This is a genomic window from Ruegeria sp. BK1 (assembly GCF_056535645.1).
On the sequence record NZ_JBQFIS010000001.1, the window covers coordinates 762,955 to 777,216 of the forward strand.

The window sequence follows — 14,262 nt, forward strand, 5'->3', positions numbered from 1 at the left end:
TGGCGCTAGCTTTGCTTGCAAGCGCCCTGGGGAAGGGGCGCAAAAAAGGGAGAGATCACAATGAAAAAGATGCTGAGCGGTGCGGCTGTTGCCGCTTTGACCGTCGCCTTCGTGTCTGAGGCCGCAGCAACCGAATGGAGCGCTTCGGTCTGGGGTAAACGCCGCGCCTTTACTGAGCACGTTGAAAAACTGGCCGAGTTGGTCAGTGAAAAGACTAATGGCGAGTTCACCATCAATGTCAGCTATGGCGGCCTGTCCAAACCGCGCGAGAATCTCGATGGGATTGAGATCGGCGCGTTCGAGATGGCGCAATTCTGCGCGGGCTATCATCGCGACAAGAACCGGGCCATCACAGTGCTGGAGCTACCGTTCCTCGGGGTGAACAACCTGGAAGAAGAGGTGGCCGTCAGCCACGCTGTTTACGATCACCCGGCGGTGAAAGATGAGATGGCTCAGTGGAACGCGCGTATCATCATGACCTCGCCCATGCCGCAGTATAATCTGGTCGGCACCGGCGATCCGCGTGACAAGTTAGCTGATTTCGACGGCATGCGTGTGCGTGCGACCGGTGGTCTGGGTCAGGCATTCGAAGCGGTCGGAGGTGTCCCGACCTCGGTTCCCGCGACCGAGGCGTTCAATGCGATGGAATCGGGCGTTGTCGACACGGTGGCCTTTGCCCAACATGCTCACCTGTCTTTCGGCACAATAAACGAGGCTGATTGGTGGACCGCAAACCTCAACCCCGGCACAGTCAACTGCCCGGTGGTAGTAAATATCGACGCCTATGAAGCCCTACCGGCCGAACATCGAGAGGCACTGGACAGTTCGATTGATGAGGCGATTGATCATTACCTCGCCAACTATGGTGGCCTGCTGGAACAGTGGGACAGCGTCCTATCCGAGAAGGGCGTCGCAAAGGTCAAAATCGACGATGCGGTGATCGAAGAGTTCCGTACCAAGGCGGCAGATCCGATCCGCGAGCAGTGGATAGCGGACATGTCGGCCCAAGGTCTGCCTGCGCAGGACCTCTATGATCTCGTTCAGGCCACGCTGAAACAACAGCGCGGCGGCAACTGATCGTATCGTCCGGGTGCCTCATCGGCGCCCGGACACCCATAAAGACAATAGGGGATCACCGGCATGGCAGGACAGGCCACGGTGCTTGAGGATGGCAGTCGTCTCAGCCGTCTGGATCATCAATTATTGCGATTGGAACGGTTCCTTGCCCTGATCAGTGGGATAGCTGTATTTGGGTTGATGGTTTTGGCCGTGGTATCGGTTAGCGGGCGTAACGCGTTCAACGCACCTTTGCCTGGCTATGTGGACTGGATCGAACAGGCCATGCCACTGATCGCGTTCCTTGGCATTTCCTTTGTCCAGCGGGATGGCGGGCACATCCGAATGGATATCGTCATCTCGCGCCTGCACGGGCGGGCGCTGTGGCTGTTCGAACTGATCTCGGTCGTATTGATCCTTGTTCTGATGCTAGCCCTTGTCTGGGGCAGCTGGTCCCACTTCGACCGCTCGTTCGACTTTGGCGCACCGTTGTGGAGCCGTGACAGCTCAATCGACATCGGTATTCCGCTCTGGCCTGCCAAACTGTTGGCTCCGGTTGCTTTCTCGGTGCTTTGCTTGCGGCTGATCCTGCAAATCTGGGGTTATGGCCGCGCCTTTGTCTTAGGGCTGGAGAAACCAGTGGCCGTGCCGCTGATACAGGATGTCGCCGCCCAGGCGGCTGCCGAGGCCGAGCAATTCGAAGGGCAGGACTAGATGGACACGATTGATATCGGCCTGTGGGTCACAGGCGGCCTTCTGGTTCTGGTCGTCACTGGGATGCGCGTGGCCTTTGCGGCTGGTTTGGCAGGTCTGGTTGGGCTGGTCTGGATTTTCTGGGCCAAGTTCGGCTATGATCCCGACCGCTTTGGCAAAGCACTGACCGTGGCTGTCAAAACGGCGGGGCAGGTGCCTCATTCCAAGGTTGCGGCCCATACGCTCAGCCTGATCCCGACCTTTATCCTGATTGGCTATCTTGCCTACTATGCAGGTCTGACCCGAGCGCTATTTGAAGCTGCCAAACGCTGGGTCGCCTGGGTGCCCGGCGGGTTGGCGGTGTCCACCGTCTTCGCCACGGCTGGCTTTGCGGCAGTGTCGGGCGCTTCGGTCGCCACTTCTGCCGTGTTTGCGCGCATCGCCATCCCCGAGATGCTGAAGGTCGGATACAATAAACAATTCGCGGCCGGCGTCGTCGCTGCTGGCGGAACGCTGGCCTCGCTGATCCCGCCATCTGCGATTCTGGTGATCTATGCGATCATCGTTGAACAGGATGTCGGCAAACTGCTGTTGGCCGGTTTCATCCCCGGCGCATTTTCAGCGGTCATTTACGGTCTGCTGATCGTTGGCATCGCCGTGATCTTCAAATCAGTTGGTCCACCCGTTACTGGGTTCACTTGGAAGCAGCGCTTTGCGGCACTGCCCGGTTCGTTCCCAATCGTCGCCGTGATCCTCATCATCATCTGCTTCGTCTACAACCCTTTTGGCGACAAGGCCTGGGGCACCCCCACCGAAGGCGGCGCGATCGGAGCCTTTATCGTCTTTTGTTTTGCGCTGTTTCACGGAATGCGCTGGACCGAGCTGAAATCGGCTCTGCTGGAAACAGCAAAGCTGACGGCCATGATCTTCTCGATCATCTGGGGGGTTCTGATCTATGTTCGGTTCCTCGGGTTCGCGGATCTGCCCGGGGCATTCTCGGACTGGATCACATCGCTTGAGATGTCGCCAATGCTGATCCTGATCTGCATCCTGCTGGCTTACGCGGTTCTGGGCATGTTCATGGACGCCATCGGGATGCTGCTGCTGACGTTACCGGTGGTCTACCCCGCAGTAATGGCCTTGAATGGCGGTGAAACCGTCAGCGCGGCTGAAAGCGCCTTTGGGATGTCTGGCCCGATGTGCGCCATCTGGTTCGGTATTCTTGTGGTGAAAATGGCCGAGTTCTGCCTGATAACCCCACCCATTGGGCTCAACTGCTTTGTGGTTGCAGGAGTCCGCCCGGACCTGAGCGTTCAGGATGTTTTCAAAGGCGTGACACCGTTTTTCATCGCAGACGCCGTCACCATCGCGTTGTTGGTGGCGTTCCCTGGTATCGTGCTCTATCTGCCGTCCTTGGCTGGGTAGCAGGTAATTTGCGAGGCTCTGCCTCGCGCTCCGGGATATTTTTAGCCAGATGAAAAGCGGATCCGTACTTCATCTGGCCCCAAATATCCCGGGGGAGTCGCCCGCAGGGCGGCGGGGGCAGAGCCCCCTGTTTAGCTTGCCCGCATCAGCATACCATAGAGATCTCGGGGATCGTCCGGGTCAGCGAGCATATCGAGAGCTTCGAAATAGTCGGTACCTTCAATTGCTGATTTGATATAGCAAAGGGCCGAGAAGTCCTCGATTGCGAAGCCCACACTGTCAAAAAGGGTGATTTGTTGGTTGTCCTTGCGACCCGCAGCTTGACCGGTCATGACCTGCCAAAGTTCAGTAACGGGATGATCGGGGTTCAGCGCCTGAATTTCGCCTTCGATGCGCGTTTGTTCGGGGTACTCGACAAAAATGTCCGAGCGGAGCAGGATGTCTCGATGCAGTTCGGTTTTACCAGGGCAATCGCCGCCGATGGCGTTGATGTGCACGCCAGGGCCGACCATGTTGTCGGTCAGGATTGTCGCGTATTTCTTGTCGGCCGTACATGTGGTGATGATCTGAGCACCCTCGATGGCGTCTTCGGGCGTTTTGCACAGCACAACCGTCAGGCCAGAGTTTTTTAGGTTCGCCGCACATTTTTCGGTTGCAGCGGAATCGGTGTCGTACAGACGTACCGAGGTAATTCCACACATGGCCTTGAATGCCAGGCACTGAAACTCGGATTGTGCACCATTGCCGATCATCGCCATGGTTGTGGCGCCCTTTGGTGCAAGGTAACTGCCGACCAGGGCAGATGTGGCAGCGGTACGCAGGGCGGTCAGCAGGGTCATCTCGGTCAGCAGGGTAGGGTAGCCGGTATAGACGTCCGCAAGTAGGCCGAAGGCGGTGACCGTCTGAAGCCCTTCGGATGTGTTCTTGGGATGGCCGTTTACGTATTTGAACCCATAGGCCTCGCCATCAGACGTCGGCATCAGCTCGATCACGCCATGGGGGGAATGAGCGGGAATACGGGGCGTTTTATCGAAACTTTCCCACCGCTTGAAATCTGCTTCGATGCGGGCGGCGATCTGGGTGATCATGCGCTCAAGGCCGATATGGTGCACAAGGCGCATCATATTGTCGACTGATACAAAGGGCACGAGGGCTTTGTCTGAGGGTTGGGTCATCAGAAACTCCGGGTCGGGCGGTCGAAGATGCGCCGCCCCATCAGCGACGCAGCCAAATCGACCATCAGTTTTGCAGTACGGCCGCGCTCATCCAGAAACGGGTTGAGCTCAACCAGATCGAGCGAGCAGACCAGCCCGCTTTCGTGCAGCAATTCCATCACCAGATGCGCCTCGCGCTCGGTCGCGCCGCCGGGAACGGTAGTGCCGACCGCCGGGGCGATGGAGGGGTCGAGGAAATCAACGTCGAGCGACACATGAAGCAGGCCATTTGCGGCGCGGACTCGATCCAGAAAGGCCATTAGCGGGGCCTTGATCCCGTGTTCGTCGATGCTGCGCATATCGGCCAGCATAGCACGGTCCTGTTCCAGGCGCGCGCGCTCGGCCGGGTCTACAGATCGCAGGCCGATCATGCCAACGCGATCGGTCGGCACGGGGGTTGTGATCTTGGGAAAGGCGTCGAAACCCGATTGGCCGGTGAAATAGGCGACCGGGGTGCCGTGCAGGTTGCCGCTATCGGTGCTGTCGGGGGTATGGAAATCGCTGTGGGCGTCCAGCCACAGTACAAAGAGGGGACGGTTCAGCTGTTGAGCGTGCAGGGCCATGCCCGAAACGGTGCCCATCGACAGCGCGTGATCGCCACCCATGAAGATCGGCACGCCTTTGGGTGCTGTTTCAAGCGCGGCGCGCTGCAGTGCTTTGGTCCAGCCGACGCATTCCGGCAAAGCGAAAAGGTGCGCGTGTTCCGCCAGATCGGTTTGGTCGGGTCGGACATCTCCGGCATCGAGAACCGAGTGGCCGAGGTCTGTCAGCGCCGTCTTCAGCCCGGCGACGCGATAGGCGTCTGGGCCCATCCGGCAACCTTGGCGGCGTTTACCGGCATCCATGGGGGCACCGACGAGTATGATGTTTTCCGTGGTCATGTTTCTATCTAGCCATTCTCTTTGACTTGCGAAAAGCCATCAAATTGTTCAAAATGAAAGCTGGTAATCCGAAATGGGAATGGGCAATGGACGATCTGGACAATCGCCTGCTGAGCGCTTTGCACCGTGATGCCCGTGCCTCTCTGTCTGAGCTGGCCGAGACGTTGGGCGTGACCCGCACAACGGTGCGCAGCCGGTTGCAGCGCCTCAAGCAATCGGGCGAGATCGTAGGGTTTACTGTTCTCACCCGGCGTGACGTGGCGCAAAGTCCGGTGCGCGGGTTAATGATGCTGGAAATCGAAGGGCGCGGAACCGAACGCACCATGTCGCGAATTGCCGCGATGCCACAAGTGCGCGCGGTGCATTCCACCAATGGAAGCTGGGATCTGATTGCCGAGATCGGAACCGATACGCTGGCCGAGTTGGACGCAATCCTGTTCCAGATCCGCCGGATGGAGGGGATCACCCGGTCCGAGACCAATCTGTTGCTGTCCACGCGGAAAGGCCGGGTGTAACCCCTTCTGACGCTTTGCGCTTTTGCGAAACTATGCGAAGCTCCCCCTGCGCGACTGTTGCGCGCCAATGACGATTGTCACGCCTTTGAGCAGAGGGATGGAATGACCACGCAGGACACTGAGCAAGAGCTGTGGGCTGTACGCTGGGCCGAGAAGATTACCGGCTTTCTGGAAAAGCCGCTGGTACGGATCGCGGTTCCGATTCTGGTGACGTTGATCGCACTGGTTGTTCTGCATGAACTATCTGCCCACGTGAAATGGGGGGATGTTCAGACCGATGTGGCGAACACATCGTGGAAGCTGATGTTCTTCGCTCTGTGTTGGACGGCGTTCAGCTTTCTCGCGTTGTCGATGTATGATGTTCTGGCGGTGCAAAGCGTGGCGGATGGTGAGGTGCCGTTGCCGGTGGCTGGGATGGCGGGGGCCTGCGGCTATGCGGTGTCGAATTGTCTGGGCTTTTCCTACATTACCGGGACGGCGATCCGGTATCGCATCTATGCGTCGCTGGGGCTGGACCTCAGCCGGGTGGCGGGTGTCATTGCGACGTCGTGGATTGCGTTCTGGTCAGGCATGGTGCTGCTGCTGGGCACACTGCTGACCATGCACCCGGACGGGATTTCGAAAATCCTGCCGATCAGCCCAACGCTTGAGACCGTGATCGGCGTGACGCTTCTGATCGCGCTGGCGGTTCTGCTCTTCTGGCTGGCTAAAGGTGGGCGCAGGCTGGCTTATGGAGGGCTGGGCTTCAACCTGCCCGGAGGTCGGCTGGCCGGGCTTCTGACCGTAGCGGCCATCTGCGATCTGTTCGGGGCGTCGATGACTCTCTACGTGCTGATGCCGGATGATCTGGGCGTTGGTTTCCCGTTCTTCTTTGCGATCTATATCGGCGCGATTGCGGTTGGAATTCTCAGCCATGCGCCGGGGGGTATTGGCGCCTTTGAGGCGACGCTGATCGCTGGTTTGGGCGCCTCAGGGCGCTCGGACGTGATTGCGGCATTGTTGCTTTATCGTTTGGTCTATACGTTCTTGCCTTTTGCCATCGCCGCTGTCTCGATCGCTGTGGTTTCGGGGATCAGCCATCGACGCCACATCACGGGTGCAGCCACATGGGTTTACCGCCTGATGCGCCCGATCGTGCCGATGGTTGCCGCAGGCGTGGCCGCCGTGGCTGGGGCCATATTGCTGCTGTCCGGTGCGCTGCCTGCGAGCAGTCAGAAACTGGGCGTTCTACGGGATGTGCTGCCCTTGTCCTTTGTTGAGGCTTCCCACCTGGCTGGCAGCGCCATCGGAGTTCTGTTGCTGTTGGTTTCGCGCGGGTTGTTTCGCAAACTCTACCGCGCGTGGATCGTCGCCATGCTGTTGATGGTGGCGGGGTTTGTTGCCTCGCTGACCAAGGGGCTGGACACGCATGAGGCGATTGGCATGGTCGCGGCCATCGCGTTGCTGGCCACGTTCAAGGACGCGTTTTATCGGGTCAGCGGCGCGTCGATCTTTCGCCTGAACATCCCCTGGCTGATCAGCGTTTTTGCCCTGCTGGCCGTAATCTTCTGGATCGGCCTGTTCGCTTATTCTCATGTGGAATACCAAAACGCCCTGTGGTGGGAGTTTGCCTGGAACGGTGACGCCTCGCGATTCCTACGCTCCAGCCTTGTGGTGGCGCTGATCCTTGGGGTGGTGGCTGTGATGTCTCTGTTCGGGCGCGAGATTCCAGTGCCGGAGCGCACCGAGATCCCTGCGGTGGTCGAACGGTTGGTGATGGAGAGCGAGGATACCGAATCCCAGATTTCCCTGACCGGGGACAAGCAGTTCCTGATCGCCCCCGACGACAGTGCCTTTCTGGCCTATGCCGATACCGGCAACGCGCTGATCACCAAGGGAGAGCCTGTAGGCGATGAAAAAGCCGGGCAGCAACTGATCTGGCAATTGCGCGAGATGGCGGATCGCGAAGGCAAGCTGTGCGCATTCTACAGCGTCTCGACCAAATACCTGCCGACCTTTCTGGACCTCGGCCTGTCGATCCTGAAAATAGGCGAGGTCGCGCGTGTGCCGCTGAAAGATTTCTCGCTGGACGGCAAGTCGCGCAAGCGCTTCCGGCAGGCCAAGAACCGGGCCGAGCGCGAAGGTTATGTGTTCGAGATCATCCCGAAAGAGGACTTGGCCCCATACCTGCCAGAACTGCGTCAGGTTTCAGACGACTGGCTGGCGCAGAAAGCGGGCGAGGAAAAGGGCTTTGCCCTTGGTGGGTTTGACGATGCCTACCTGTCCTATTTCGACCACGCCGTGCTGCGCGACAAGGAAGGGGGGCGGATCGTGGCCTTTGCCAACCTGTTCCAGGGCGGTCAAAAATCCGAGCTATCGCTGGACCTGATGCGCTATGAACCCGATAGCCCCAGCTTTGTCATGGACGCGCTGTTCGCCGAGATGATGTCATGGGGCTCTGAGCAGGGCTTCCAATGGTTTTCACTGGGCGCGGCACCGTTTTCGGGGATCGAGAACCGGCAACTGGCCTCGATCTGGAACCGGATCGGAGGGTTCGTTTATGAGCATGGCGAACAGTTCTATCACTTCGAAGGCTTGCGCAGTTTCAAGCAAAAGTTTGATCCGGAATGGAGCCCGAACTATCTGGCCAGCCCCGGTGGTCTGGCTGCACCTCGTATTTTGTATGAGGTGAATATCCTTATCTCGGGCGGGTTGCGGGGCCTCACCAAATAGGCGCTAATTCAGGCTGGCTTGCTGCGGTGTCTCCCGCAGCAAATCACCCCAATCGGTTCGATAGGCCATCTCGGCCAGAACCGTTTCGGGCAGGAATTCCTGATTTTGCCGAATCTGCCAGCCGCCACCCAGCCCTTTGTAGACCGCTACCAGATTGCTGGACACCTGCTGACGCGCTTCGATCAGGTTTGCCTGCGAATTCAGCAGCGCGGTCTGCGTGTTCAGGATGCGGGAATAGTCCGCGATCCCGTCTCGGTATTGATCCACCGCGATCTCGGCTGCCCGGCGCGAGGCGGCGACGCTGTTTTCATAGAACCCCACCTGTTTGCGCGATTGGGTATAAGCGACCATAGCGCTTTCGACCTCGGAATAGGCGGTCAGCACAGTGTTCTGATAATTCGCGATCAGCGCCTGATAGGCGGCGTCCTGCGCCCGGACATTGTTCTTGATCCGCCCGTAGTTCAGCACGTTCCACACCACGCCCGCATTGGCCAGTCCTGTGGAACTGGCCGAGGTGAACAGGTCACGCCCACCTGACGCCTGCACCCCGATCGAGCCGGACAGGATGAACTGCGGATACAGATCCGCCATGGCGATCCCGACCTGCGCAGATTGCGTGGCTGCCGCCAGTTCCGCTGCGCGCACATCGGGACGGCGACGTAGCAGTTCGGCCGGAACACCCACGGCGACGTTTGACCGGGCCGAGGGGATACGCCCTGAATTGCCCAACAGACTGGTCATGCGCGAGGGTGTCGCGCCCAGCAGAACCGCCAGCGCATTCTTGGTTTGTTGCAGATCGCTTTCCAGCGCGGGCACCAGTGCGTTAGTGTTGTTCAGAAGGGCGGTGGATTCCTGCACATCCAGTTCGGTCGTGACGCCATTGTTGAACCGCAACTGGGTCAGGTCCGCCGATTCCTGTTGCAGCCGGATGTTTTCCCGCGCGACCGCCAGCGATTCCTGCAAGGCGCGGATATTGACATAGAGCGCGGCAACATCGCCCGTCAGCGTCACCAGCGCGTCGTCGTAATTGGCCACTTGCAACGCAAGATTGGACCGCGCCGCCTGCACGCCGCGCCGTTGCTGGCCCCAGACGTCCAGTTCCCACTGCGCGTCAAACCCGGCTTGCGATGTTGAAAATTCGGTGTCAAGCGGGATGATCTCGCGAATATCGGCAATCGGGCCGAGGTTTTCGCTGACCTGACGCCGCTCGATCGAGGCGCCGATGGCCTGTGATTGCGGGTACAACTCGCCAAACGCAATGCCCAACTGCGCACGGGCCTGCAATACGCGAGCCCCGGCCACCTGCAGGTCGAGGTTCTGGGCATAAGCCTCGTTGATCAATCTGTTGAGAGTTGGGTCATTGAATGTCTCCCACCATTTGACCACGGGCGCGCTGCGCGAGGTCAAACCGCTGGGTCCGGCACTGGGGCTGTTGACCTCGATCCATTCCTTCACGACCGGAGAGTTCGGGCGCACGAAATCCGGCCCTACCGGTGCGCATCCGGCCAACAGGGCGGCGCATAGCACGGTGCCCATCAGTTGGCGGATCAGGCGGGTTCGTTTCATGCGCTATGTCCTCAGATATCCAGCGGGCGGATGAAATTCGCAAATGAGTAGAGGCGAATGTTGATGCGCCGCAGAAATTCAAAGCTTTTGCCCTGACCGGTATAGATTGCGACCGCCGCGTGACCGCCTGCGGGGAAGGTGTGACCATCCGGAATATCGACTGAGATTTGCACCGCAATGCGGCCCGGCAGTTTAGGCAGCTCAAAGCCGGGTAGGCGGCCCGAGGGCAGGTATTGCCCCTGACGGGTGGCCCACCAGATCGCTTCGACCTTGCCGGTGAGGATTTCCCCGGGATAAAGGTCCAACGCGACCTCAACCTCTTGCCCCGGCTCGACGAATTTTAAGTTCTGCTGGCGGTAAGTCGCCAGAATATAAGGGTTGTCGGTGGTGACAAAGCTGGCAATTGCCCCCAGACGCAGGTCACCGACGACAAGCCCGGGTCGGGCCTGCTGTGAAACGATCATGCCATCTTCGGGCGCGTAGATCGTGGTGTTGTCCAGATAATACTGCGCCTTGTCCAACTGTGCCTGCGCCTGAAGGATACCGGTATTCACCCCGTCGATCTGCGATGCCTGTGCCAATTCGGCCTTTTCCAGATTGGCTTGTGCCTCTTTGATCTTGGCCTCATCCTCGGTAACTTGTTCGTTCCAGCGATCCAGCTCATCCTGGCGCGCCCCGCCCGCGGGGACGAGTTTCTGATATCGCGTCTGCTGGGTCAAAGCGTATGCAAGCTGTGCATTGGAGCGCTCGACCGCTTCGCCCGCAGCGATGACATCCTGTTCGAGGATTTTGGCATTTTGCTGCGCGGCCACAAGCTGGGCCTTGGCTTCATCCACCTCAAGCGAAAAGACTGTGTCGTCAAAACGATAAAGGGGGTCGCCCTTTTTCACTTGCGTGTTCGGCTCGACCAGAACTTCGGTCAGCAGGGTGGGGCCGGTCAGACGCGGTACAATCTGGATGGTCGAACGCACCACATGGCTGTCGATGGAAAACGGCTGGAAGAAGCGCAGGGCGACCAGAAAGATCAACAGCAGATGCGCGCCGACCCAGAAGGACACGATCCCCCACGCAATGTTGAACTTCAGCCATTGCAGTTTGAAGAAAATGAGCCAAACGAAAATAAGATAAAAAAGCGTAATGCCGAGGGCGACAAACATCGTGTGGAGGGTCCTTTGGCCTTAGCTTTTCTGCGGCTCATCCGGGTCAAGCGGATCGCGGTATTCCTCATTCAAGGTACCACCCAACCGTTTGATCTCTTTGCGGATCGCGTCGCGTTCGTCGTCTGGCATCCGGCGGATATCGACTGTGGTTCCATCATGGAAGGCCCAGATGAAGGCATGCACCCAGGGCACGATGGCCAGAAAGCCCATCCAGCCCATGATCTTGACGGCCTCGGCATGCGGATGGTTGCGCTTGATCGCGATGCGACCGGGCAGCCCCATGATGAACAAAAACAACGCCATGACTGCGCCCAGCAGCAGGATCAACGCGACAAAAGTCAGATAATCGTAGTAGCCAAGGGGTTGGCCCAACAGTCCCATGCTCGTGCCTCCTTGTTGGAAGGTTGTCCTATCCTCAGACGTCGGCACGGGGTTCGTCAATTAAATTATCGGTTGCCGCCCCGTCAGGCGCACAGTTTGACCTTCGTATTCCATTCCGCGCATTTCTTGGCCAGGTCTTCTGCCAAAGGTTGATCGGTGTAAAACACATCGACATTGGTCAGCGAGGCGATCCGCGCGGGCGCGGTTCTTTGGAATTTCGAGTGGTCGGCGACCAGCAGGCTGTGTCGGGCTTGGGCAATGATCGTCTGGCTGACCTTAACCTCCTGAAAGTCGAAATCCAGCAAATCGCCCGCCGCATCCAGGGCCGAGCATCCAATCACTGCGTAGTCAAACTTGAATTGCTCGATCGTCGAGATCGTCAGATCCCCCACCAGCCCACCGTCCGAGCGGCGCAGCACGCCCCCGGCGACAACGATCTGGCAGTTTGGGTTTTCGACAAGGATATTGGCGACATTCATGTTGTTGGTCACCACCATCAGGTCTTTGTGGTTCAGCAGTTGACGCGCGACGGCCTCGGTCGAAGTGCCGATATTCATGAAGAGGGACGCACCGTCGGGTATGTCCTGCGCGCAGGCTTGTGCGATCTGAACCTTGGTGTCGGCGTTGAGCGCCCGGCGGTCTTCGTAGCCGATATTCGACACGCCCGACCGCAAGACCGCACCTCCGTGAACGCGGTCCAGCTTTCCCATGTCCGCCAGTTCAGAAAGGTCGCGGCGGATGGTTTGTACAGTGACATCAAATCTTTGCGCCAGTTCTTCGACCATGACACGGCCATCCTGTCGTGCAACTTCCAGAATGTCGGATTGGCGGAAGGACAGGGACATTTGAGACTCCGATAAGGGAATGTTCGATTTTATTCCTTTCCAACCTGTTTGCGGGAGGTTTCGGTAAAACTGCAAGGCCATTTTGCCAAAATTTCCATTTTGATGCAAAAAACGAACAATAACGAAAGTAAACATTGACGACCCGAGCGTGTATCGGGTTAATGGCGCTGAGTTTTCACGTCATGGGCATCTTGAGATATGACTCAGCACAATCAGCAAGTGACCGACCTTTTCATTATTGGTGGCGGGATCAATGGCTGCGGTATCGCGCGGGATGCCGCCGGGCGCGGATTGTCGGTCGCGCTGGCCGAAATGAACGATCTGGCTTCGGCTACATCCTCAGCCTCGACCAAGCTGTTTCACGGCGGGCTGCGTTATCTAGAGTATTTTGAGTTTCGACTGGTGCGCGAGGCTCTGATCGAACGCGAAACTCTGCTGCGGGCGATGCCGCATATCAGCTGGCCGATGCGGTTTGTGCTGCCTTATCACAAAGACATGCGGTTTGACTCTGAGACGCCGACCTCACGGCTGCTTGGCACTGTGATGCCGTGGATGAAGGGGCGCCGTCCGGCATGGCTGATCCGTCTGGGACTGTTTCTTTATGACCATCTGGGCGGGCGCAAAATCCTGCCGGGGACCAGCGCGTTGAACCTAAGCACAGCGGCCGAGGGTGCTCCGTTACAGGATCGGTTCCAGACGGCCTATGAATATTCCGATTGCTGGATCGAGGACTCGCGGTTGGTTGTCCTGAACGCGCGGGATGCCGAGGCGCGGGGTGCGCAGATCATGACCCGGACCGAAGTTCTGTCGGCAAAACGCGTGGATGATCTCTGGGAGATCACGCTCAGCGACAAGCGGTCAGACGAGACCCGCACAGTGCGGGCAAAGATGCTGATCAATGCGGGCGGTCCCTGGGTCGGCGATATCATCCAGACTAAAATCCACATGAACTCACGCGAAGGGGTTCGTCTTGTGCGCGGTAGCCATATCGTAACGCCACGGCTGTTCGACCACGAAAAATGCTACTTCTTTCAGGGTGAGGATGGCCGCATAATCTTTGCCATTCCTTACGAACGGGATTTCACGTTGATCGGCACCACCGATCAGGACCATGCTGACCCGTCTGAACCGCCTGTCTGCACTGAGGCTGAGCAGGATTATCTGTGTGCTTTCGCCTCGCGCTATTTCAAATCGCCGGTGACGCGGGATCAGATTGTCTGGACCTATTCGGGTGTGCGCCCGCTTTATGATGATGGGGCTAGCAGCGCCACAGCGGCCACGCGAGACTATACGCTGAAGGTGAACGCCGTGGGCGGGGCACCTGTGTTGAATGTGTTTGGCGGCAAGATTACCACCTATCGGCGTCTGGCCGAAAGCGCGCTTGAGAAAGTGGCGGAACACTTCCTTGATCTTCCGGGGCCATGGACGGCAGGCGTGGCCTTGCCGGGCGGAGATTTTCCGGTGGATGGTGTGGAAAAACTGATTGGCCAAATTCAGGCAGAGTTTACGTTCCTTGATCGCGGCTGGGCCGAGCGGCTTGTGCGCGCCTATGGCACCGAAGTACGCAACATATTGGGTGATGCGAAAACAACCAGTGATCTGGGCGAAGACTTCGGCGCGACACTGTTCGCGCGCGAATTGGACTGGCTGATGACCCGCGAATATGCCCGCACTGCCGAGGATGTGGTCTGGCGACGCAACAAGCTGGGGCTGAGGCTTACGCCCGAGCAGATTGCGCGCATTCAGGCGTGGATGGATCAAAAACTGGCTTGAACGACCTGTACACAGAAAAAAGCCCCGCTGGTCGAGCGAGG

12 protein-coding genes are annotated in these 14,262 nt (G+C 58.6%); 6 read left to right on the forward strand and 6 right to left on the reverse strand.

Annotation, left to right across the window (positions count from 1 at the left end):
• The first annotated feature begins 60 nt into the window (after positions 1-60).
• From ACR3E7_RS03790 to ACR3E7_RS03800, 3 genes are all read left to right on the forward strand, one after another.
• Positions 61-1,077, forward strand: a complete 1,017-nt coding sequence (locus ACR3E7_RS03790; RefSeq protein WP_480502967.1) for a C4-dicarboxylate TRAP transporter substrate-binding protein — start codon at positions 61-63, stop codon at positions 1,075-1,077.
• Between the two features lie 63 nt (positions 1,078-1,140).
• Complete coding sequence (locus ACR3E7_RS03795; RefSeq protein ID WP_170788537.1) at positions 1,141-1,770, forward strand: TRAP transporter small permease subunit; 630 nt, start codon at positions 1,141-1,143, stop codon at positions 1,768-1,770.
• On the forward strand, positions 1,771-3,174 hold the full coding sequence (locus ACR3E7_RS03800; protein WP_480502966.1) for a TRAP transporter large permease: 1,404 nt from the start codon (positions 1,771-1,773) through the stop codon (positions 3,172-3,174).
• A gap of 131 nt (positions 3,175-3,305) precedes the next feature.
• Here ACR3E7_RS03800 and ACR3E7_RS03805 read toward each other — a convergent pair whose 3' ends face one another.
• Both ACR3E7_RS03805 and rocF read right to left on the reverse strand, forming a co-directional pair.
• Positions 3,306-4,349: an ornithine cyclodeaminase gene (locus tag ACR3E7_RS03805; protein WP_480502964.1), complete on the reverse strand. Its 1,044-nt coding sequence runs from the start codon at positions 4,347-4,349 to the stop codon at positions 3,306-3,308.
• The gene (gene rocF / locus ACR3E7_RS03810) at positions 4,349-5,269 is read right to left on the reverse strand and encodes an arginase (RefSeq protein WP_170788539.1); all 921 of its coding nucleotides are present in this window, start codon (positions 5,267-5,269) and stop codon (positions 4,349-4,351) included. The genes ACR3E7_RS03805 and rocF overlap by 1 nt, the downstream gene beginning before the upstream one ends.
• A gap of 86 nt (positions 5,270-5,355) precedes the next feature.
• Here rocF and ACR3E7_RS03815 point away from each other — a divergent pair, with 86 nt between their 5' ends.
• Positions 5,356-5,784 (forward strand): Lrp/AsnC family transcriptional regulator, encoded by a 429-nt coding sequence (locus ACR3E7_RS03815; RefSeq protein WP_170769501.1) that lies wholly within the window; start codon positions 5,356-5,358, stop codon positions 5,782-5,784.
• A gap of 102 nt (positions 5,785-5,886) precedes the next feature.
• On the forward strand, positions 5,887-8,496 hold the full coding sequence (gene mprF, locus ACR3E7_RS03820; RefSeq protein ID WP_170769502.1) for a bifunctional lysylphosphatidylglycerol flippase/synthetase MprF: 2,610 nt from the start codon (positions 5,887-5,889) through the stop codon (positions 8,494-8,496).
• A 3-nt stretch (positions 8,497-8,499) separates the two neighbouring features.
• Here mprF and ACR3E7_RS03825 read toward each other — a convergent pair whose 3' ends face one another.
• The 4 genes from ACR3E7_RS03825 to ACR3E7_RS03840 form a co-directional block, all read right to left on the reverse strand.
• Positions 8,500-10,062 (reverse strand): efflux transporter outer membrane subunit, encoded by a 1,563-nt coding sequence (locus ACR3E7_RS03825; protein ID WP_480502963.1) that lies wholly within the window; start codon positions 10,060-10,062, stop codon positions 8,500-8,502.
• Between the two features lie 11 nt (positions 10,063-10,073).
• Complete coding sequence (locus tag ACR3E7_RS03830; protein WP_480502962.1) at positions 10,074-11,219, reverse strand: HlyD family secretion protein; 1,146 nt, start codon at positions 11,217-11,219, stop codon at positions 10,074-10,076.
• A 21-nt stretch (positions 11,220-11,240) separates the two neighbouring features.
• Positions 11,241-11,603, reverse strand: a complete 363-nt coding sequence (locus tag ACR3E7_RS03835) for a DUF3302 domain-containing protein (RefSeq protein WP_170784531.1) — start codon at positions 11,601-11,603, stop codon at positions 11,241-11,243.
• A gap of 83 nt (positions 11,604-11,686) precedes the next feature.
• Positions 11,687-12,448, reverse strand: coding sequence for a DeoR/GlpR family DNA-binding transcription regulator (locus ACR3E7_RS03840; protein WP_480502961.1), 762 nt, complete (start codon positions 12,446-12,448; stop codon positions 11,687-11,689).
• Between the two features lie 198 nt (positions 12,449-12,646).
• Here ACR3E7_RS03840 and glpD point away from each other — a divergent pair, with 198 nt between their 5' ends.
• Positions 12,647-14,221 (forward strand): glycerol-3-phosphate dehydrogenase, encoded by a 1,575-nt coding sequence (gene glpD, locus ACR3E7_RS03845; RefSeq protein WP_480502960.1) that lies wholly within the window; start codon positions 12,647-12,649, stop codon positions 14,219-14,221.
• Positions 14,222-14,262: the final 41 nt, after the last annotated feature.